The sequence below is a fragment of the Marinovum sp. PR37 genome (assembly GCF_028807375.1).
GTDB lineage: Bacteria > Pseudomonadota > Alphaproteobacteria > Rhodobacterales > Rhodobacteraceae > Marinovum > Marinovum algicola.
Window position 1 is genome coordinate 37358 of record NZ_JARAML010000006.1, and the last position, 19595, is coordinate 56952.

General features: G+C 64.7%; 25 protein-coding genes. 18 read left to right on the top strand and 7 right to left on the bottom strand.

The genetic code is table 11. The features are described from left to right. Window positions 1–238: 238 nt before the first annotated feature. Window positions 239–1462: a GAF domain-containing sensor histidine kinase gene (locus PVW49_RS06995; protein WP_048529271.1), complete on the top strand. Its 1224-nt coding sequence runs from the start codon at window positions 239–241 to the stop codon at window positions 1460–1462. Window positions 1463–1551: 89 nt separating this feature from the next. Here PVW49_RS06995 and trpS read toward each other — a convergent pair whose 3' ends face one another. Continuing rightward, window positions 1552–2586 (bottom strand): tryptophan--tRNA ligase, encoded by a 1035-nt coding sequence (gene trpS, locus PVW49_RS07000; protein ID WP_048529275.1) that lies wholly within the window; start codon window positions 2584–2586, stop codon window positions 1552–1554. A gap of 94 nt (window positions 2587–2680) precedes the next feature. Here trpS and PVW49_RS07005 point away from each other — a divergent pair, with 94 nt between their 5' ends. Beyond that, window positions 2681–3364, top strand: coding sequence for a rhomboid family intramembrane serine protease (locus PVW49_RS07005; RefSeq protein ID WP_074836880.1), 684 nt, complete (start codon window positions 2681–2683; stop codon window positions 3362–3364). A 3-nt stretch (window positions 3365–3367) separates the two neighbouring features. Here PVW49_RS07005 and PVW49_RS07010 read toward each other — a convergent pair whose 3' ends face one another. Together PVW49_RS07010 and PVW49_RS07015 are read right to left on the bottom strand one after the other, a co-directional pair. After that, the gene (locus PVW49_RS07010) at window positions 3368–4459 is read right to left on the bottom strand and encodes an AI-2E family transporter (RefSeq protein WP_274590208.1); all 1092 of its coding nucleotides are present in this window, start codon (window positions 4457–4459) and stop codon (window positions 3368–3370) included. A gap of 107 nt (window positions 4460–4566) precedes the next feature. Next, the gene (locus PVW49_RS07015; RefSeq protein ID WP_048529280.1) at window positions 4567–5298 is read right to left on the bottom strand and encodes a Crp/Fnr family transcriptional regulator; all 732 of its coding nucleotides are present in this window, start codon (window positions 5296–5298) and stop codon (window positions 4567–4569) included. A gap of 87 nt (window positions 5299–5385) precedes the next feature. Between PVW49_RS07015 and PVW49_RS07020 the strand changes: the two genes are divergently transcribed. Further along, complete coding sequence (locus PVW49_RS07020) at window positions 5386–5802, top strand: hypothetical protein (RefSeq protein ID WP_048529284.1); 417 nt, start codon at window positions 5386–5388, stop codon at window positions 5800–5802. Window positions 5803–6128: 326 nt separating this feature from the next. After that, the gene (locus tag PVW49_RS07025) at window positions 6129–6404 is read left to right on the top strand and encodes a hypothetical protein (RefSeq protein WP_048529285.1); all 276 of its coding nucleotides are present in this window, start codon (window positions 6129–6131) and stop codon (window positions 6402–6404) included. A gap of 39 nt (window positions 6405–6443) precedes the next feature. Here the strand turns inward: PVW49_RS07025 and PVW49_RS07030 are convergent, their stop codons facing one another. After that, a complete protein-coding gene (locus PVW49_RS07030; RefSeq protein WP_074836883.1) occupies window positions 6444–6683 on the bottom strand; it encodes a hypothetical protein in 240 nt (79 codons plus the stop codon). Between the two features lie 184 nt (window positions 6684–6867). Between PVW49_RS07030 and PVW49_RS07035 the strand changes: the two genes are divergently transcribed. The 7 genes from PVW49_RS07035 (at window position 6868) to PVW49_RS07065 (ending at window position 11601) form a co-directional block, all read left to right on the top strand. Then, window positions 6868–7065 (top strand): CsbD family protein, encoded by a 198-nt coding sequence (locus PVW49_RS07035; protein WP_048529290.1) that lies wholly within the window; start codon window positions 6868–6870, stop codon window positions 7063–7065. Between the two features lie 9 nt (window positions 7066–7074). Then, window positions 7075–7584 (top strand): pyridoxamine 5'-phosphate oxidase family protein, encoded by a 510-nt coding sequence (locus tag PVW49_RS07040; protein WP_074836885.1) that lies wholly within the window; start codon window positions 7075–7077, stop codon window positions 7582–7584. A gap of 84 nt (window positions 7585–7668) precedes the next feature. Beyond that, window positions 7669–8322: an HdeD family acid-resistance protein gene (locus PVW49_RS07045; RefSeq protein ID WP_074836887.1), complete on the top strand. Its 654-nt coding sequence runs from the start codon at window positions 7669–7671 to the stop codon at window positions 8320–8322. 144 nt (window positions 8323–8466) lie between these two features. After that, window positions 8467–9021: a hypothetical protein gene (locus PVW49_RS07050; protein WP_074836889.1), complete on the top strand. Its 555-nt coding sequence runs from the start codon at window positions 8467–8469 to the stop codon at window positions 9019–9021. Beyond that, complete coding sequence (locus PVW49_RS07055; RefSeq protein ID WP_048529297.1) at window positions 9018–9416, top strand: phage holin family protein; 399 nt, start codon at window positions 9018–9020, stop codon at window positions 9414–9416. Before PVW49_RS07050 ends, PVW49_RS07055 begins: the two co-directional genes overlap by 4 nt. Then, window positions 9406–10629 carry a DUF3618 domain-containing protein gene (locus tag PVW49_RS07060; RefSeq protein WP_274590209.1) on the top strand — a complete coding sequence of 408 codons (1224 nt, stop codon included), beginning with the start codon at window positions 9406–9408 and terminating at the stop codon, window positions 10627–10629. Before PVW49_RS07055 ends, PVW49_RS07060 begins: the two co-directional genes overlap by 11 nt. A gap of 3 nt (window positions 10630–10632) precedes the next feature. Then, on the top strand, window positions 10633–11601 hold the full coding sequence (locus PVW49_RS07065; protein WP_274590210.1) for a YihY/virulence factor BrkB family protein: 969 nt from the start codon (window positions 10633–10635) through the stop codon (window positions 11599–11601). A gap of 151 nt (window positions 11602–11752) precedes the next feature. Here the strand turns inward: PVW49_RS07065 and PVW49_RS07070 are convergent, their stop codons facing one another. Both PVW49_RS07070 and PVW49_RS07075 read right to left on the bottom strand, forming a co-directional pair. Further along, window positions 11753–12775, bottom strand: a complete 1023-nt coding sequence (locus tag PVW49_RS07070; RefSeq protein ID WP_274590211.1) for a PRC-barrel domain-containing protein — start codon at window positions 12773–12775, stop codon at window positions 11753–11755. Between the two features lie 246 nt (window positions 12776–13021). Then, on the bottom strand, window positions 13022–13606 hold the full coding sequence (locus PVW49_RS07075; RefSeq protein ID WP_274590212.1) for an exopolysaccharide biosynthesis protein: 585 nt from the start codon (window positions 13604–13606) through the stop codon (window positions 13022–13024). 174 nt (window positions 13607–13780) lie between these two features. On the opposite strand from PVW49_RS07075, the gene PVW49_RS07080 reads away from it, so the two are divergent. Next, window positions 13781–13936: a NepR family anti-sigma factor gene (locus PVW49_RS07080; protein ID WP_148562802.1), complete on the top strand. Its 156-nt coding sequence runs from the start codon at window positions 13781–13783 to the stop codon at window positions 13934–13936. A gap of 216 nt (window positions 13937–14152) precedes the next feature. Then, window positions 14153–14323: a DUF1328 domain-containing protein gene (locus tag PVW49_RS07085; protein ID WP_048529304.1), complete on the top strand. Its 171-nt coding sequence runs from the start codon at window positions 14153–14155 to the stop codon at window positions 14321–14323. 85 nt (window positions 14324–14408) lie between these two features. Here PVW49_RS07085 and PVW49_RS07090 read toward each other — a convergent pair whose 3' ends face one another. Beyond that, window positions 14409–15227 carry a response regulator gene (locus PVW49_RS07090; RefSeq protein WP_274590213.1) on the bottom strand — a complete coding sequence of 273 codons (819 nt, stop codon included), beginning with the start codon at window positions 15225–15227 and terminating at the stop codon, window positions 14409–14411. Window positions 15228–15294: 67 nt separating this feature from the next. Here PVW49_RS07090 and PVW49_RS07095 point away from each other — a divergent pair, with 67 nt between their 5' ends. The 5 genes from PVW49_RS07095 to PVW49_RS07115 all read left to right on the top strand — a co-directional run bounded on the left by PVW49_RS07095 (window position 15295) and on the right by PVW49_RS07115 (window position 19540). Beyond that, window positions 15295–15516, top strand: a complete 222-nt coding sequence (locus tag PVW49_RS07095; RefSeq protein WP_244526496.1) for a NepR family anti-sigma factor — start codon at window positions 15295–15297, stop codon at window positions 15514–15516. Next, on the top strand, window positions 15513–16067 hold the full coding sequence (locus PVW49_RS07100; RefSeq protein ID WP_074836898.1) for an RNA polymerase sigma factor: 555 nt from the start codon (window positions 15513–15515) through the stop codon (window positions 16065–16067). Before PVW49_RS07095 ends, PVW49_RS07100 begins: the two co-directional genes overlap by 4 nt. Further along, window positions 16064–17815, top strand: a complete 1752-nt coding sequence (locus PVW49_RS07105; protein WP_074836900.1) for a sensor histidine kinase — start codon at window positions 16064–16066, stop codon at window positions 17813–17815. Before PVW49_RS07100 ends, PVW49_RS07105 begins: the two co-directional genes overlap by 4 nt. 85 nt (window positions 17816–17900) lie before the next feature. Next, window positions 17901–18086: a PLDc N-terminal domain-containing protein gene (locus PVW49_RS07110; protein WP_074836902.1), complete on the top strand. Its 186-nt coding sequence runs from the start codon at window positions 17901–17903 to the stop codon at window positions 18084–18086. A gap of 47 nt (window positions 18087–18133) precedes the next feature. Continuing rightward, a complete protein-coding gene (locus tag PVW49_RS07115; RefSeq protein WP_074836903.1) occupies window positions 18134–19540 on the top strand; it encodes a dihydrolipoyl dehydrogenase in 1407 nt (468 codons plus the stop codon). Window positions 19541–19595 lie beyond the last annotated feature (55 nt).

Below are 19595 nucleotides of genomic sequence, written 5' to 3' on the forward strand. Positions count from 1 at the left end.
CCGCCCGTCGCTTTGACCGGCTCCCGCCCGCCCGGCGCCGGCATCCGCTTTGTGGCTTTGCACCTGCCTCGTTATGCTCTAAGGCGACGGTCCGGGCCCCCCGGACCGACACCCGACGCTCCCGGCTTCCGAGCCGGCGGTTGCGTGTCATGCTGCTTCCAGACGCTTGACCCGGCGGCGGATGCGGTCACACTCCGGCCGGGGTGCCACAGAGTCAGGCCATACAGGCAGGAGCGCAATGACCGTACCAACGACCCGCATGCAGGACCACCAGGCCTTTCTCGGGGGAAACCACGACTTTCAGGCCGATATCGAGCTGATTGCCGGCAGCGAAACCGTGAGCGTCATTCTCGAAACCGTGCGCCTGGCGACCGGCATGCGCTTTGCCGCCGTCTCGCGGGTGACCGCGGATCGCTGGGTCGCCTGCCGCACCTCCGACGATATCTCGTTCAATCTGGCCAGCGGTGATGAGATCGCCATCGGCAGCACCTTTTGCCAGACCGCGCGCGACACCGGCGAACCGGTGGTCTTTGACGACGTCAACACCGACGAGGCCTTCGTGGATCATCCGATTGCCCGGCAATTCAATATCGTGAGTTATGTCTCGATCCCGATCTACCGCGACGATGGCAGCTTCTTCGGCACGCTCTGCGGCATCGACATCGTGCCGCGCCGGGTCAAGCGGCCCAGAGTGCAGGCGATGTTCCGGATGTTCGCCGATCTCATCGGCCGCAGCCTCGATACCGAAATGCGGCTCGAGGCGCAGGAACAGCTGGTCGAACATGAACGCCGACTGGCCGCCGCGCGCGAGGAATTCGTCGCCATCCTCGGCCATGACCTGCGCAATCCGGTGACCGCCTTTGGCGCCGGCCTGCGGCAGCTGCGCGGCGAGGCCCTCTCGGACCGGGCGGAACAGACCGTCGCGCTGATGCGGGCGGCGGTGCTGCGGATGGAAGATCTTATCGGCAACATGCTGATCCACGCCAAACAGCGGCTCGGCGGCGGGATTTCGGTCTCGGTGGTCGCGGATGCGCCGATCCGCCAGGCGATCAGCCAGGTGGTGGAAGAGGTGCGCATCGCCCATCCCGCGCATGAGGTGAGCCTCGATCTCGAGATCGACCGTCCGGTGAGCTGCGATGCGCCGCGGGTGGCGCAGGCGGTGTCGAACCTGCTGGCGAATGCGGTGCAGCACGGGCGCGAGGGTGGCCCGATCCGGGTTGCGGCCTTCTGCGACGATGCGGGCATGACCATCGCGGTCACCAACGCCGGCCCGGCGGTCTCGGACGATTTCGCCCAGAAACTATTCGAGCCCTTCCGCCGCGCTGCCGGGTCCGGCGGCGATGGTCTCGGACTTGGGCTCTACATAGCTTCGGCCATCGCCACGGCGCATAACGGCCATCTCGAGGTCAAGAGCGGCGAGGGAGAGGTCACCTTCTCCTTTCGTCTGCCGCTCTTCGCCTGAGCGTCAGCCACCGGCTGATCACGTATTCCGATTGAAAATACCGCGGACCGGAGGGTCGCCCCCGGTCCGCGGCCGGCGATCCGCGGCGGTCAGCCCCGGACCATGCCGACAATGTCATAGGCCCGCTCGAGGATCGGCGCCGCGATGGCCCGCGCACGGCCGGCGCCATGCGCCAGGATACGGTCGATCTCGCCGACATCGCCCATCAGCCGCGACATCTCGGTCGAGATCGGCGAGAGCTTGGCCACCGCCAGATCGGCCAGCATCGGCTTGAACTCCGAGAATTGCCGCCCGCCGGCCTCGGCCAGCACCTCTGCCACCGTCTGGTTGTTCAGCGCGGCATAGATATTGACGAGGTTGCGCGCCTCGGGCCGGTCCTCGAGCCCCTCGGCCTCCGAGGGCAGCGCCTCGGGATCGGTCTTGGCCTTGCGGATCTTCTTGGCGATCATGTCGGCATCATCGGTCAGGTTGATCCGCGAGGCGTCCGAGGGATCGCTTTTTGACATCTTCTTCGACCCGTCGCGCAGCGACATCACCCGCGTCGCGGTGCCCTCGATCACCGGTTCGGTGATCGGAAAGAAATCGACGCCGAAATCGTTGTTGAACTTGATCGCAATGTCGCGGGTCAGCTCGATATGCTGCTTCTGGTCTTCGCCCACCGGCACATGGGTCGCGTGATAGGTCAGGATATCGGCCGCCATCAGCGCCGGATAGGCGAACAGGCCCAGCGAGGCATTTTCCTGGTTCTTGCCGGCCTTGTCCTTCCATTGCGTCATGCGCTTCATCCAGCCCATGCGTGCCACGCAGTTGAAGATCCAGGCAAGCTCGGCATGGGCCGAGACCTGGGACTGGTTGAACAGCACCGACTTGTCGGGGTCGACGCCCGAGGCGATGAAGCCCGCCGCCAGCTCGCGGGTGGCGCGGCGCAGGTCGGCCGGATCCTGCCAGACGGTGATCGCATGCATGTCGACCATGCAGAAGATCGATTGAACGCCGCTGTCCTGGCTGTCGGCAAAGCGCTTGAGCGCGCCGAGATAATTGCCGAGATGCAGGTTGCCCGAGGGCTGGATGCCCGAAAAGACGCGCGGGGTGAAGGCAGATGGGGTTTGGACGCCCTCTGTCATGGGATTTCTCCGTCTGGATTTTCGATCGTTCAGCGCTTACCCATGGCATCCGAGGCCGTCAAGCCGAAGGCCCGGAGCCACAGCAGGAGCGCCCATGTCCGATCCGTTCAACCATCCGCCGGTCAACCCGTTGCCGCCGGCCATCACCGGGCTGTTCCTGGTGATCGCCGGGATCGAGCTGGCCTTTCAGGCCGGCACCCAGGGCTTTGTCGGTGGGCCGCAGGCGGTGGGCTGGCGGCTGAACGCGATGCAGAACTTCGCCTTTTCCGGCGATATCTTCGACTGGATGCTGGCCAATGGCATCTACCCGCCCGAGCAGCTTCTGCGTTTTGTCAGCTATCCCTTCATCCAGGCCAATTTCACCCATGCGCTGTTTGTCGGCGTGATGCTGCTGGCGCTGGGCAAATGGGTCGGCGAGGTGATGGGTGGGGCGCGGGTGATCGCGCTGTTTTTCTTTGCCTCGGTGGTCGGGGCGGCAGCCTATGGCCTGCTGCTCGACGATCCGGTGCCGTTGATCGGCGGCTTTCCGGGTGTCTACGGCATTATCGGTGGCTTTACCCTGCTGCTCTGGCGGCGACTGGGCGAAGAGGGCGCGCCGCAGGCGCGGGCGTTTTTCCTGATCGGCGCGCTGCTGCTCATCCGGCTGGTGTTCGGCCTGCTTTACGGCACCGATGCCACCTGGGCGGCCGATTTCGCGGGCTTTGCCGCAGGTTTTCTGCTGGCCGGGGTGCTGGCGCCGGGCGGCTGGCGCGCCGTTCTGGCGCGGATCCGGCGATAGGGCTCAGACCTCGGGCGTGGCCGATGTGTTCTTGGGCGACGGCGCCGCCGCGGCTTCGCCCGGAACCTCCCCTTCGAAGACGTCGAGCATGACCAGCAGGATCGCCAGCATCGGTATCGCCACGATGGCCCCGATCGGCCCCCAGAGCCAGAGCCAGACCACCAGAGAGACAAAGATCAGCAGCGGGTTTATCGCGATGTTCTTGCCGACCAGCGCCGGCGTGACGAACTGCGCCTCGATCAGGTTGAACAGCAGATAGAGCACCGGCGGCAGGATCACCATGATGCCGTCGAAGGCCAGCAGCCCGGCGAGGCTGAGCCCGAGAACCATGCCGATCGGACCGATATAGAGGATGTAGTTCAGCATTGCCGCCGCCAGCCCCCAGATCACCGGGCCAGGCAGGCCGATCAGCGCCAGCGCGCTGCCAACCGCCGCGCCAAGGCCGAAATTGATCGTGGTGATCGTCAGGAAATAGCGCGAGACGACGCGTTCGGCGCGGGTCAGGCGGCGCATGATCTCGGGCGTTTCCGCCGAAGAGCCGATCTTGCGCGACATGTAGACATAGATGTTCTTGCGGGTGAACAGAAAGAAGAACAGCGCCCCGACAAAGATCAGGAATTGCGCCAGGAACACCGGCGCCAGCAGGATGGCGCTGGTCAGATTGGGCATCACCGGGTCACCTTCGGCGTCGGTCTGGCCGTTGCCGTCGCCGCCGAGGGCCTGTTCGACCTCGCGGTTGACGTCCTCAAGGCCGCGGATCAGCCCGCGGAGCTCCTCGATGAAGCTGCGCAGTTCGAGCCGGATGCGCGGCACCTCTTCGGCGACGCGCCAGACCACGGGTTCCACCAGGATGACAAGCACCCCGATGCCGCAGACCCCCGCAAACAGCACCAAGGCCGAGGCCAGCCCGCTTGACAGCCCGAGCTTTTCAAGCCCGTCGGTCACCGGCGCCAGCATGACGCCGGTAATTGTCGCGAGCGTCAGCGGCGCAAAGATGTCTGCCCCCGCCTTGAGCGTCGCGAACACAAGGATCGCGGCGATGACGATGACGGCGGACCGCAGGATCGGGTCGGGATTTTTGTATCGATGAGCCACAGGTCAGCAACCCTGTGAACCCGGGCCGGGTTCCCGCCAGTGGGCGATATTGTTGCCGGGCTTGCGGGTCTGCGTCGCTGCCGCGACGGGCGCGGTCGCGGCCGATGTCAGATCAGCGGGCGGGTGATCTGCTCGCGGTCGGGTTCGAGCTGCGCCAGTTCGCAGAGCGCGTCGTATTTCCGGACCGTCAGCATCCCGTTCTGCCAGGACGCCAGGCCACGTTCGCGCAGGCGGGTGAGCATCTTGTTGGTATGCACCAGCGACAGCCCCAGCGCATCGGCGAGATCATGTTGTTTGTAGGGCAGGGGCAGCCGGTTTTTTCGGACGAGGCCCTGCGCACTGCCCCGGTCGTAAAGCCGGACAAAGGCCCGCGCGATGCGCTCGAGGCCATTCATCCGGCCAATGACCGCCAGGCTCTCGCCCAGGAGATGCTCTTCGACCGCGGCGACCCAGGTCAGGTCAAAGGCCCGGTCCGGGTGGTCCGCGAACAAAGACCACAACGCCTTGCGGTCAAAGACGCAGAGCCGCATCTGTGTCGTCGCCTCGACCGAATGCTGCATTTCGGACATCACGCCCGCCTGCAAGCCAAGGAAATCTCCGGGGAAAACGAAATTGATCACCTGACGTTCGCCGCCCGACAACGTCTTGTAGCGCAGGCCCATGCCTTCGAGCACGGTAAACAGCTGCGGGCTGTTCGACCCTTCCATCATCAACGTCGCGCCGCCCTCGATGGCCAGCTCGCCGGATTTGAACTCCTGCATGAAGGCCAGTTCTTTCTCGGTCAGAGGATCGAAAATCGGCCACTTTCGCAGCGGGCAGCTTCGGCAAGGCGTGGTCATGGCAAGAAACCTTGTCTTGGTATGTCATATTTTAATGCAAGGGTTGGGCGAAGGAATCAATATGCTTTCATGAGCAGAGGGGAATCGATGAAAGACAGCGTTGAGCCAAGCGGCCTCGCGCACCAGGATGCCGCGCCGGTGATCCTGGTTCTCGAGCGGGATCCGCTCATTGCAGAGGATATCATCGGATCGCTTGGCGCTGTGTGTGATTGCCGGGTTGTTCATGCCAGCCAGCTGGAGGAGTTTTTGGCCAAGCTGGTGGAAGAAGCCCATGTTCTGGCTGCCTTTCTTGAGATGCGCTTGTCCAAGGTGGTGGAAAGTGGTCTTGACCAGACCCTTGCCCAAAAGGGAGCCGGCATTGTTCTGACCGTAGGGGAGGACGATCAGAAACAGGCGCAGGAGAAGGGCTGGGGCATGTTGGTCCGGCCCTTCTCCGATCAGATGATCGGCGAGGCATTGCGCTCGGTCGTGCGGCCGGAGGCCGGTCAGGTCAGCATTCCCTGAGCCTGCATCGGATGAAAGGGCGCAGCCTGTGAGCACCGCTCTCGCGGTCGGTGACGATATCCAAGAGCATCGTCGCCAGCATGTTCGTGACCGGATGCGGCAATTCTTCGAGCAACATCGGACCGGGTCCGGTCTTTTTCGTCCTGGGCGAGCGCGCGATTTTCTGTGTCCGTCCGAACACCGTGCGCGTGCGGAAATTCGGCGCAGGGGGCTGTGACTGGGAACTTGCCGGGCCGTCAGGCGTTGGTCCGGGAACCCGAGAGGTGGGCCTGCGGACCAAAAGCATCGCCTGCCTTCCACATCACCGAGACCAGCGGAGACGGAAGATGAGCTCACCCGACACCAACCTGAAAAAACAAAAACGCCGCCACAGGGGGCCGCTGATCGGCATGGCCGTCGTGGCGGTCTTTGCCATCGGCCTGATCCTGTTCTGGATCGGCGAGGTCTTTGTCACCGCACCCGGCCCCGAGAGCGAGCCGGCGGAGGCCGCCACCGAGCAGGTTTCGCCGACCGAGCTTGAGACAGGCACCGTCGACGTGCCGCCCGAGGCCCCGGTCGAAGAGGTCGCCCCCGGCGATACCGACGTCGAAGTCGAACAATAAGCCTGACGGGCCCCCGCCGCGAACCGGCGGGGGCTTTGCCTACAAGGTCCAGGCCGCCCAGGAAATCGTGCCCAGCACCAGAACCGCCAAGATCGGCCAGAGGATGCGGTGCCAGGGAAAGGCTGCTTGGTCCGCCTGCGGCGTGTCCAGCACTGCCCGGGCAGTGTCTTGGCCCGGCTTTTGCGCCACCACCTTCGGGGCTGCCGGGCGTCTGCTGTCCAGATAGATCACATTTTGGAGGTGCGGCGCGCCGGCCGGGTCTTTCTGCGGCTGTCCCATGGGCTGGCATTCCTTCGCATGACGGTGCCGTTCACTCAGTCGTGAACACCGCCGCGACCATAAAGTTCCCGAAATTCGACAGTCTGGAAGCAAATGATTTTTCGGCGGATTTTCACATCCGCCGGGAACTCGCCTGTAACGCCGGCGTTTACATTTCAGTACGCAAAGCGAACAGGAGGACATTATGAACTGGGACCAAATCGAAGGCAATTGGAAGCAATTCAAAGGTCAGGCGCAAGCCAAATGGGGTGACCTCACCGACGACGAATTGCAGCGCGCCAAGGGCAACCGGCAGGAGATGGCCGGTATCATCCAGGAGAAATACGGCAAGACCCGCGAAGAAGCCGAGCGGGAAGTCGATGCCTGGGCCAGTACGCTCTGAGGCCGCGGAATGTCGATGACAGACAAGGTGCGCGCAGATGCGCGCACCGCCCTGTTCGACGTGTTGAGCGACACCGGCACCGGCATGCTCGGCGTCAAGAATGCCGATCCGCACATGCAGCCGATGACCCATCACGCCGACCGTGACACGGCCGAGCTTTGGTTCATCACTTCTTCCGACACCGATCTGGTGCGGGCCATGGGGCGGGGCGCCGAGGCGCACTACTGCCTGACCAAGGGAGACGGCACGTTTTACGCCTGCCTGTCCGGCCGGTTCGAACCCAGCGTCGACACCGCCAGGCTGGATGATGTCTGGACTGCTGCGGCCGCCGCTTGGTTCGATGCGGGGCGCGACGGGTTCGACGTGAGGCTTCTGCGCCTCGCGCTCAGGGACGCCGCGATCTGGACCGCAACCGACAGCGCCGTGACCTTCGGGCTCGAAATCGCCCGGGCTAGGTTCGACGCCGACAAAAAACCCGATCTCGGCGCTCGCCGGATCGTCACCTTCGCGGACGCATAACGCCTCGGGCCCATGCCACCGCACGCGGCCCGGCCGCCGGTCTCCAGAAGTGTCGGACCCGCACAGAAACCGGGAGCCCACATCATGACCCAGACCGACAAGACCCAAGACAACCCCGATCCACAAGCATCGCCGCCGATGGCGGACAGCGCCTCCGACGTGTCGCTCGGGCGCGGTGAATTCGCGCGCGGCCCGCGATGGGCGCTGGTGGCCATTGGCGTCGCCAGCATCATCGCCGGGATCGCGGCGATCCTGTTGCCGTTCTTCGCCTCGCTCGCGGCCGTCCTGACCGTTGGCTGGTGCCTGGTTTTTTCCGGGGCGGTCGGCCTTTTCGCCGCGTTCCGCCGGCACGAGACCTGGGAAATGGCCAGCACCTTTGCGCTCTCGGTTCTCGCCATCGGCGTCGGCATCCTGATGATCCTTCAGCCCTTTGTCGGCATTGTCGCGCTGGCCACGCTGATCATCGCCTGGCTGGGTGCCAGCGGGGTGCTGCGGCTCTGGTACGGTCTCAAGCGCCGCCGCGAACCCGGCGCCATCTGGATGATGCTCTCGGGGCTTGCCGCCTTTGCCGTGGCCCTGCTTCTGTGGTTCGGTTTCCCGTTTAACGCGATCTGGCTGCCCGGCGTGGTGCTGGGATTCGACCTCATGCTCTGGGGCGCGCTGCTGATCGTGCTGTCGCGCAAGCCGGCAAGGGCCAGCGGCGCCGACCGCGGCGGCACGACGGAACAAAGCTCATGAAACCGTGTTGAGACGTGAGACGGCCGTGAGGCCAGGCAACCAAGGGAGGCAGCCATGCATGCCATTATTTATCTCGTCGGACTGATCGTCATCGTGCTTGCGATCGTGAATTTTGTTCTGTGACCCCTGCCGAAAGGATTTATCATGAGTACCCAAAACTTTGACGGCACAACCACAACGCGCAAAAGCGACCCGGAAACGGCCCGGACCGAGACCGACGCCCTGCGCAAGGATGCGCAAGAGACCGCCCGCGACATGAGCGAAACCGTCGTCGGCGAGGCCCATGCCCGGGCCGATGCCGCCAAGGAGGGCGTGGCCGATGAAATCTCGTCCGTGTCCCGGGCGCTGCGCAAGGCCTCGGACGAGCTGCGCGACGGCTCGGCGCAAGAGCGCACCTTCGGCGCCGCAGCCTCCTCGATGGCCGATTTCGCCGACACCGTGCGCGACAAGGATCTCGGCCAGATGGTGGATGATCTGGGCGATTTCGCCCGGCGCAATCCGGTGGCCTTTCTCGGCGGTGCGGCGCTTCTGGGCTTTGCCGGCGTGCGCATGGCCAAGGCATCGCGCCGTGCCCGGCTGAGCGACGAGGCCAGCGGGCGCCCCGGCGATGGCCAGCCCTCTTATGGCGGCAGCCAGGGCGTGGCCTCGGCCAGCGCCCACCCCAGCATGACACGCACCGGGAAAGGAGAGACATCATGACCAAGTCACCGAATGAAAGCACCTCCAGCCTGCTCGGCGATGCAATGGCCCATGTCAGCGCCCTGGTGCGCGGCGAGGTCGATCTGGCCCGCGCCGAGATCGACCAGAACCTGCGCCGGGCGGGCACCGCCATCGGCTTGCTGGTGGCCGCGCTTGTGGTGGCGCTGACCGCGCTCAACGTGCTTGTCGGCGCCATTGTCGCCGGGCTGTCCGAAGCCGGGATGGATCCTGGATGGGCCGCCTTTGCCGTGGGCGTCGTTCTGGTGATCGTCGCCTATGGCTTCGTCCAGAAGGGCCTGAACGATCTGAAACTGAGCAGCATCGCTCCGAGCCGCGCCGCGGCCAACGTGCAGCGCGATGTCGAAGCCGTCAAAGGAGCCGCAAATGCCAAATGACACCCGCACGCCCGATCAGATCGAACGAGACATCGAACGCGAACGCTCCGATCTGGCCAGTACCGTCGATGCCCTGCAAGACAAGTTTTCGCCCGAGGCTGTGATTTCCGAGATCGCCAATGGCGTCCGGCGTCATGGTGGCGAGTTCGGCGATGCCGTCGGCCGCTCGGCCAAGCAGAATCCGCTGGCGCTGGCCGTCACCGGCGTTGGCCTGGCCTGGCTGATCTTTGGCCGGTCGCACGACGACCCGGCCGAGGACGTCCGCCGCAACGGTGTCACCCATCACAGCAGCAATCATGACCGTCGCGTGCCTGGCTACGCCGCCGGGCCGATGCGCGAATTCGCCGGGCGCGACCGCTATGCCGGGGCCGGATATGGCACCACGACCGAGCGCGAAGCGCGTTACGGCTCGAGCTATGCCGGCTATCCCGAATGGGCGCGTCACGATCTCGACGAGGGTTGGGACGACGAGGATAATGACCGTTCGCTGACCGACCGTGCCACCGACACCGCCAGCGCTGCCGGCGAGACCGTGCGCGACGGCGCCGCCAGTGTCGCCTCGGGCGCAAGTTCCACCGCCGAGGCCGTGGGCTCGGGCGCCAGCGCCGCAGGGTCTGCCGTGGCCGGGGGCGCGCGCAGCGCCGCCGATGGCGTCAGCCGCGCCGCACGCGGCACCGCCGACCGTGTGGGCCGCGCCCGCGAGCGGCTTGCCCGGGGTACCGAAGACCTGAGCGACGCCGCCCGCGAGCGGATCGTCACCGCCCGGGCGCGCGCGCTCGACATGGCGCACAAGGCCGATGAAGCGGCGCGGCGCAACTATGCCCGCGGCCGCGACGCCACGGCGGATTTCGTCGAGGAGCAGCCGCTGGTGGCCGGTGCCATCGCGTTGGCCGTCGGCGCCGCGTTGGCCGGCGCCCTGCCGCGCACCAAGCGTGAGGACGAGCTGGTGGGGCAGACCCGTGACGAGCTTTTCGACGAGGCCGAGCGCATTTTCCGGGAAGAGCGCGACAAGGCCGAGCGTGTCGCCCGCGCCGCAATGTCCGAGGCCGAAAGCATCGCCGAAGAGAAACGCGATGCCGCCGACACTGCCGCGCCGGGCGACAAAACCGCTGTCGAGGCCGCGGCCGACGAGATGCGCGACGCCGGTCAACGGGTTGCCGATGCCGCCAGAGACAAGGCGGACGAGGAAAACCTCGGCAAACCGAAAGGCTGAGCGATGTCGGATATTCCCGGCCGCCATGCCACCCGGCCGCGCGACATTCCGTTGCGCGGCTGGAAAATGATCTTTCTGCGCGCCTGGCGCAAGATGAACGAGGACCACGTCGGCCTGATCGCGGCCGGCGTGGCCTTTTACGGTCTGCTGGCGCTGTTTCCTGCGATCACCGCTCTGATGGCGATTTCCGGCCTGCTCTTCGATCCGCAGCAATTCACCGGTGAACTCGAGACCGTGACGGCCTTTATGCCGGAAACCGTGGCCGAGATCGTGCTCCGCCAGGCCATCGAGGTGGCCGGAAGCCAGGAAGGCGGCCTCGGTCTTGCCGCGCTGTTCGGGATCGGCGTCGCGCTCTATTCCGCGTCGAAAGGGGTGGCGAGCCTGATCGAAGGCATGAACGTGGCCTACAACCAGCCCGAGACCCGGGGCATCGTCAGCCTCACGCTGATCAAGCTGGCGCTGACGCTGGGGCTTCTGGTCGGGCTGATCGCGGGCTTGGGCGCGGCGCTCGTCCTGCCTGGCATCCTGTCCATTCTGGCGCTGGGGCCACTGACCGAGATGCTGATCGGCCTGGCCCGCTGGGTGATCCTGCTGGCGATGACCATCGGCGGCATTCTTGTTGTCTATCGCACCGCGCCCGATCGGGCACCGGCGCAATGGATCTGGCTCTGGCCCGGCGCGGTGCTGGCCTGCGTCACCTGGATCGCGGCGTCGTTCGGCTTTTCGGTCTATGTCGAAAACTTCGGCAGCTACAACGAAAGCTTTGGAGCCCTTGCCGGGGTGATCGTGCTGCTGATGTGGCTGTGGATCTCGGCCTATGTCCTGCTGGTCGGCGCCGAGGTCAACGCCGAGGCCGAGGCCCAGGTCCGGCCCGACAGCACCACCGGCCCCGGCATGCCGCTTGGTATGCGTGGCGCGGTCAAGGCCGACGAACTGGCCGGCGGAACCGAACCGCAGGCGCGCGACGCCTGACAGCCTTTGCTAGGCGCGATGCGAAGCCGCCGGGGTGCGCCACACCCCGGCGGTTTTGTTTCCGATGTCGGGTAAGAAGCCCTGGCGGCCCTGGCGCAATAGAAAAAGCCCGCCGTGGGGCGGGCTTTTCCGAACCGGGTGAACGGTTTGCTCAACCTTCGTAGTCGGGCATTGCCTTGAGCTCTTCCTCGGTCATCGAGATATAGACGCGGATGTCACCGCCGCCTTCGGTACGCAGGATGTCGATCTGCGACAGTTCCAGCTGCACCGGCTTTTCGCCAATGCCGAGGAAGCCGCCAACATCGACGATCACCGAGCTCACTTCGCCGCTGTCGGACAGGATGATCTCCGAAACTTCGCCGATGTGGTCGTCGGTGCTGTCATAGGCCGGCGCCCCGGTCAGGTTCTCGGAGGTCAGCTCTTCCAGCGGTGCCGTGGCATAGCCTTCGCGCTCGATCAGCCCCGCACCATAGCTCAGAGGTCCGCCGGCCGGATCAACCGGCTCGGCGCCATCTTGGAGGTCGGTGGTCACCTCGGCGTCGGTTTCGGTGGCGACCGTCGCGGGCTGTTCGCCCTCGGCGGCGTCCATCGCGCCGTCAACTTCGGTCTCGACTGCGTCCATGGCACCTTCCATGGCTTCGCCGGTCTCCTCCATCGCGCCTTCAACTGCGGCGCCAGTCTCTTCCATCGCGCCTTCGACCGCGGCGCCGGTCTCTTCCATGGCGGTATCCGCGTCCATCATGGCATCGCCCATTCCGCCCGTATAGGCCGGCGCCTCTTCAAGCGCGGCGACCGGGGCGTTCAACACCAAGAAGAAGTCGGTTTCGTCCTCGGCCGTGGCATCATCCGAGACGAAGCGGACGGACCCCATGTCGACGGCGACACGGTTTTCGCCAATGCCAAGAAAACCGCCGATGTCGACGAGCACGGAGTCGATCTGGCCATCGCGGGTCAGCACGATGTCGTGGATTTCGCCGATGTCGTCCCAATCGTCCTGAAGGCCGTCGACCGCGTCGGTGTCGGTCTCTGCGCGATACACGCGCATGCCGATGAAGTCGGAGGCATGGATTGCGTTCGGGTCTGCTTCGGTACGGAACATGCCGTCAGCACCCTGCGCCATGACCGCGCCGCTGGTCGCTGCAACAAGCGCAGTGGAAATCAAAAGCCGTTTCATGTCTAGGTCTCCTTGTTAACCCACAAATAGCGCTCATGCGCGCCTGTTGAGACAACGTGCGTCCAGCCTCCGGGTTCCCGCAGGCGCCTAAATCTTGCCGGAGATTTCGGCGGAAAAATGCCGAGACCCACGCACAACGGCTCCAGTTTTTATTGATTTTGTCCAGGCACTTGCCCTCTGGGTGCCACAGGTTGCGGCATCGAGGTCCGGGGCAGGAATGTCTGCCCGGCTTCGGCCGGAGCACGCTCAGAGCAGCCGGCTACCGATCAGCCAGCCCAACCCGGCATAAGGCAGCAGGGCGAGCAGGAAAAACAGGCCATCGCGGGTCAGCAGTGACAGTGCGAGAAAGCTCACCCCGATGGCGGCGACAGAGGAGGAAAACGGAATGAACTCGAGGAAGGGCATCATCATGCCGGACAGCAGGCTCAGTATCACGGGCAGGTAAATCAACGGCCGGTGAAACAGAACCGACAGTCGGTTGTGGCTGTGCCGGTCGATCCAGGAAATCACCGGCCGCGCCGACCGCAGGGCCTTGTCCAGGGATTTGCCGTCAACTGTCTGGCGCAACAGCCGACGTGGCAGCCAGACCTCCTCGACGCTCATGAGAAGCTGAAAGGAAATGATCGCAATCGCCACGCCGGCGACCATCGAAACGCCTGGAATACCGGACAGCGGCGTCGCGCAGAGCAGGGCGGGCACGAGCAGCAGGGGCACAAGGCTGCGATGGCCCACCGCATCGACGATTTCATCCACCGACACCTTGTCGCGATCGCTGACCGAGGAAATGCTGTCGGCCAATTCGCCGAGCGTTCTGGGCTGTTGTGATGTCAAGGACAGGTACCTCCTGCCTCGCCAACCGGATGTCTGTGGCATTGTTCCCGCTGTGGCAGGAAAGCCGCATCGGGGCAGCGCCCGGACCTGTGTCTATCCGCGATGGAACCGCAGGGCACCACCGATGGTTAAGCCCCCGAACCAGAATAGGAACAATGACCCGGACGTCCGAATATGCCTGAGAATGACAACAACACAGAGGATTGGGTGCAGAACCAGATCGACAGCAATCTCAAGCGGATCTATCGCCAACCCTCTGAGGGCAAATTGCCCGACCGCATGGCCCAGCTTCTGGACCAATTGCGGGAAAAAGAGGCCGCCCGAAGCTAAAGCGGCCGGCCCTGACAGGCCTTATCCGGTCAAGAACGCCCCGACCTTCCCGGCCTTGCCGGGGAGATGATGCCGCTTGGCCGCGCGCGGCGTTCATCCCCAAGAGCACATTTCAATCTGCCCACAGTCACTTAACTGTGCGGAATGTCCCGGAACCTACCGACTGGTTTGGTGGTTGATTATCCACTTGGTAAAGAGTGATGAAAGGAGGCGTCCATGTTGTATTGGGCACTCATCTTCCTGATCGTGGCGCTTGTTGCCGGTCTGCTGGGGTTTGGCGGCATCGCATCGGCCTCGGCCGGGATTGCGCAGATACTGTTTTTTGTTTTCCTCGTTCTCTTTCTCGTGGCGGTCGTGCTGCGCATCATGCGGGGGCGCGCACCCTGAGACGTGACGGCCAGAAGATCAACGAGATGCAAGATGTGAAAAAGGCGTCCCGATGGAAATCGGGGCGCCTTTGAAGTGCGAGGTATTATGCTTTCAACGTCTGGGTACTGGAGAAGAACATCGCCTGGCTGACGGCCGATTGCACCTGCTCCTCGGTATAGGGCTTGGCAATAAGGAAGGCGGGTTCTGGCCGTTCGCCCGTCAGAAGTCGCTCGGGGAAGGCGGTGATGAAGACCACCGGCACCTCGCCCAGCTCTGACAGGATGTGATTGACGGCATCGATCCCCGAGGAATTGTCGGCCAGCTGAATATCGGCCAGCACCATGTCGGGCCGGTCACGATGCGCCAGGGCGACGGCTTCGTCACGGGTGCGGGCATTGCCGGTCACCACATGGCCCATGCTTTCGACGATGGCCGAGATATCCATCGCGATGATCGCCTCATCCTCGATCACCAGGATGCGGCCGCGGATCGCGCCCGACATTTCCCTGCGCGCGATGACCACCAGATCGCCGGCTTCCTGTTCCGGCACGTCAAGGATGGCGGAGATTTCGGGGATGGTGAATCCCTCGATCGAATTCAGCAGCAGCGCCTCGCGGGTGTTGGCCGTCAGCCCTGACAGCCGCCACTGGGCGCGCGCCTCGGGCGAGCTTTCTTCGTCCAGCTCTTCCACCGGCGAGCCGGAGGAGGCCCAGATGCCATGAAAGGCCCTGAACAAAGCCACCTTGGGGTGTTGCGTGCCGCTCAGAACGCTGTCATCAGTCAGAAGCGCCTCGAGCGTCGCAGCGGCATAATGATCGCCCGTCTGCTGATTGCCGGTCAGCGCCCGTGCATAACGACGCAGGTAGGGCAACTCGGTCGCGATCTGTCCGGTCACATCAGTCTGTGTGTGGCTTTCAGTCATGTGGTCCTCGAAAAATTTGATGAGCTGGGAACAAAAACGCATAACTCGGTGTTAAGTTCCAGCCTAGGTGCGAAGAAGCATCCACGCGGCGTTGATTAACCTGAAGGGCATGATGGCAAACAACAGTAAGACAACCAAGCTTGATCGGCAAATCGATGAAAATCTTCGGCGGGTCTATTCCGATCTGTCCGAAGAGCCGCTGCCCGATCGTTTCTCACAGCTTCTTGAAAAACTGCGCCAGCAGGAAGAGGCGAAAACCGGCTCGCAGCAGCCCAAGGATGACGCGTGACCCAACCGAAAGACCCGAGAGACGAGCTCGTAGAGCATCTGCCTGCCATGCGGGCCTTTGCCATGAGTCTGACGCGCAACAGCGCGGCGGCAGACGATCTGGTGCAGGATGCCGTGGTCAAGGCCTGGTCGAATTTTGACAAGTTCAAGACCGGTACCAACCTGCGTGCCTGGCTGTTTACCATCCTGCGCAACACCTATTACTCGCTGTATCGCAAGCGCAAGCGCGAGGTCGAGGATCCCGATGGCATCATGGCCGGCAAGCTTTCGGAAAAGCCCGCCCATGACGGTCATCTTGCGATGGCGGATTTCCGCGCCGCCTTTGCCAAGCTCAGCGATGAACAGCGCGAGGTGCTGGTACTGGTGGGCGCCGAGGGCTTTTCCTACGAAGACGCCGCCGAAATGTGCGGCTGTGCCGTCGGTACCATCAAGAGCCGGACAAACCGCGCCCGCAAGCGGCTGGCCGAGCTGATGGAACTCGACGATGAGGAAGATTTCGAGATTACCGATGCGGCCACTCTGGCCGTCGTGACCGGGAAACCGGCTGCATGAGCGAAACCACCTCGGCGACCCGGCGCCGTTTGCACAGGCCGGGGCTGGCGCTTCAGCTCGCGTTTGTTCTGAGCCTGGCAATCCTGCCGCTCGGGTTGATCTCGGTGTATCAGACCTACAAGCTCATCGAAGAGCGCCAGAGCCTGTCCGGCTCAGCGCTTCTGGAAGAGACCCAGCAGGCCGTCGCCGTGGCGCGCAACGTGATCAGCGCCGCCGCCAGCACAGCCGAGACCCTCAGCATCACCATCCCGGCGGTGCGCGACACCCAGGAAACCTGCGATGCGGTGCTGGCGCGGGTCGTGGCGCAGAACCGCGATTTCGTCTTCGCCGGCTATGTCGACAGCGAGCTTGGCCTCGTGTGCAATTCGGACAACAGTCTCGATGTCACCGGTCTCGACGCGCTCGAGGACGAGATCCTGCGTCCCGAGCCGGGGCTTTTCGTGCGGTCGTTCGGGTTCCTGGCCGGGCGCGCGACGCTCAACGTGACCGTGCCGGTGATGGAAGCCGGCGTCTTTCGCGGTGTGGCCTGGGTGTCGGTGCCGCTGGTCGATCTCAACGCTGCGCTCAAACGCGCCGCGCCTGACGTCGAGCTGGTGCTGTTTCAGCCCGGCGGCGATGTGCTGGCGACCGAAAATTTCACCGACGACCGGCGCAGCGTGCTGCCCAGCGACCGGGCGCTCGACACCATGGCGATGCGCGGCCGGCACACTTTTCGCGGCTACAACCGCGCCGGGGCGTTGCGCGACTTCGCGGTCGCGCCGATCGTCGAGGATGAGGTCTTTGTGATGGGCAGCTGGGCGCCGCGCCACCGGGGCCTGCTGGTGACCAGCTACGCCGAGACCTTGGCGCTCTATTTTCCGATCTTCATCTGGGTGATCGCCATCGCGGTGGCCTATGTCGGCGTCCACCGTCTGGTGATCCGGCACATCCGCCGGCTGCGGTCGTGGATGCGGCTCTATGCTCAGGGTCAGACCGATTTTGCCAATGCCCGGCTCGACAACCCGCCGCTCGAAGTGGAATACGTCGCCGAGGCCTTCCGTGCGATGACCGAACGGCTGGGCGAGCAGGACCGCCGCCGACAAGAGGATCTCGAGGAAAAGACCGTGCTGCTGCGCGAGGTGCACCACCGGGTCAAGAACAACCTCCAGCTCATTGCTTCGATGATGAACATGCAGATCCGCGCCACATCCAACCCCGGCGCCAAGCACCTGCTGCGCCGGGTGCAGGACCGGGTGATGGCGCTTTCGGCGATCCACCGCTATCTCTACATGGCGCGCAAGCTGTCGATGGTGCGGGCTGACAAGCTGCTCGAGGACATCATCGAACAGCAGGTCGCGCTGGGCTCGCTCGAAGAGGCCGGCCACCGCATTGCGGTCTCGACCAAGCTCGACCCGGTTGAAATCACCCCCGATCAATCGGTGCCGCTGTCGCTGATGGTGGCCGAGGCGGCGATCAACGCGGTCAAGCATTGCGATGTCGACAAGGACACCGACGGCGCCTGGATCAACATCGCCTTGCAGGAGGCCAGCCCCGGCGTCATCGGTCTGAGCGTGGTGAATTCGCGGCTCAAGCCCGAAGGCGAGCCGTCCCGGCCCGAGGGCACCGGCCTCGGCTCGAAGCTGATCGAGACCTTCGTGATCCAGCTCAACGGCAAGCTCGACACCGTCGAAGAGGACAACCGCTTCGAGCTGCATGTCACCTTTCCGCTGGCCTGGCCCAAGGAAGGCGACGACGACGATGACGACTGAGCCGCGAAATCTCTTCCCGTGAAGGGAACCTGTCGGCGGATCGCTGCGTTCGTCCGACAAGTGAATTCACGGGAAGGGACGCATCATGACAGAGATCACCGGAATTGGCGGGTTCATCCTGCTTGTGCTGGATGTCTGGGCCATCGTTTCGGTTGTCGGTTCGACGGCCTCGACCGGCAAGAAGGTGCTCTGGGTGCTGTTGATCCTGATCCTGCCGCTTCTGGGCTTTATCATCTGGCTGATCGCCGGCCCCAGGTCGACGCGCCCGTGACCAAGGCCCCGGCCGCGCCGGCCCGGCCGCTGAGAGAGTGAGGCAGCATGACGGATCTGCAATGTGACGTGGCAATCATCGGCGCCGGCACCGCCGGGCTGGCCGCGCAGCGCAGCGCCAGAAAGTTGGGCGCCAGCACCTTGCTGATCGACCCGGAGTTCAGGGGCACGACCTGCGCCGCGACCGGCTGCATGCCGTCGAAACTGCTGATCGCGGCCGGCGACGCGGCCCATGCGGTGCGCGACGCCGGGGCCTTCGGCATCGCGGCCAATCCCGAGGTGGACGGCCGCGCCGTGATGCGCCGGCTGAACAAGGTGCGCGCGCGGTTTGTCCAAGGCGTGAAGGACAGCATTTCCGACTTGCCGGAGGCGGTCAGGATCACGGCGCGGGCGCGGTTCGACGGACCCGACCGGCTCTTGCTCGACGATGGCCGCAGCTTGGCGGCCAAATCCGTGGTGATCGCCACTGGCGCTACGCCCGCGCTCCCCGAGCCTTTCCGCGCGGTGTCGGACAACATCCTCACCAACGAGACGATCTTCGACCTCGAAGACCTGCCACGGTCGGTTGCGGTGCTCGGCGCAGGGCCGATCGGCGTCGAACTGGCGCAGGCGCTGGGCCGCCTCGGGGTCGAGGTCGCGGTATTCGACATCGGCGACACCTTGGCCGGGATGCAGGACAGCCAGGTCGGCGAGACCCTGCGCGAGTTGCTGGCCGAAGAGCTGCCGCTGCATCTGAACACCGAAGCCGAGGTCGCGCCGGCCGACGATGGTGTCCGGCTGACATGGGATGGCCAGAGCCGCACCTTCGAGAAGCTGCTTCTGGCAGTGGGGCGTCCACCCAATTTCGACGGGCTCGATCTCGGGAACGCCGGGATCGCACTCGACGATCACGGCGCGCCGGAGTTCGACCGTCAGACCCTGCGCTGCGGCACGTCGTCGATCTTCATCGCCGGCGATGCCAACAGCGACCGGCCGCTGCTGCACGAGGCCGCGCACGAGGGCCATATCGCCGGCCGAAACGCCGCAAGCTGCCCTGACGTTGCGGAATTTTCCCGCATGGTGCCCTTTGCCCTGACCTTCACCCGTCCCGAGGCGGCCGAGGTGGGCATCATTCCCGACCCCGACGATGCCAGCTTTGTCGGCGCCTCCGCGCCCTATGACGACCAGGGCAAGGCGCGGGTCGAACATCGGCTCGGCGGGCTCTGCCGGCTCTATGCCCGGCATGCGGACGGCAAGCTCACCGGCGCCAGCCTCTGCGCACCCGACGCCGGCCATCTGGCGCATATCTTCGCCTTGGCAATCGGCCGCGGGCTGACGGCGACCGACTTGCTGAACATGCCCTATTACCATCCGACACTCGAGGAAGGTTTGAAGTCGGCCCTGCGGACGCTCTGCAAGGAAACCGGGCAGGACCAGCCCAACACCCGCGAAGACGACGCCGTCCGGGGCCTCTGAGGCAGGAACCTTCGTCCACCTGAACGGTTGTCCCAGGCAAGGAGGGACAGTCGCG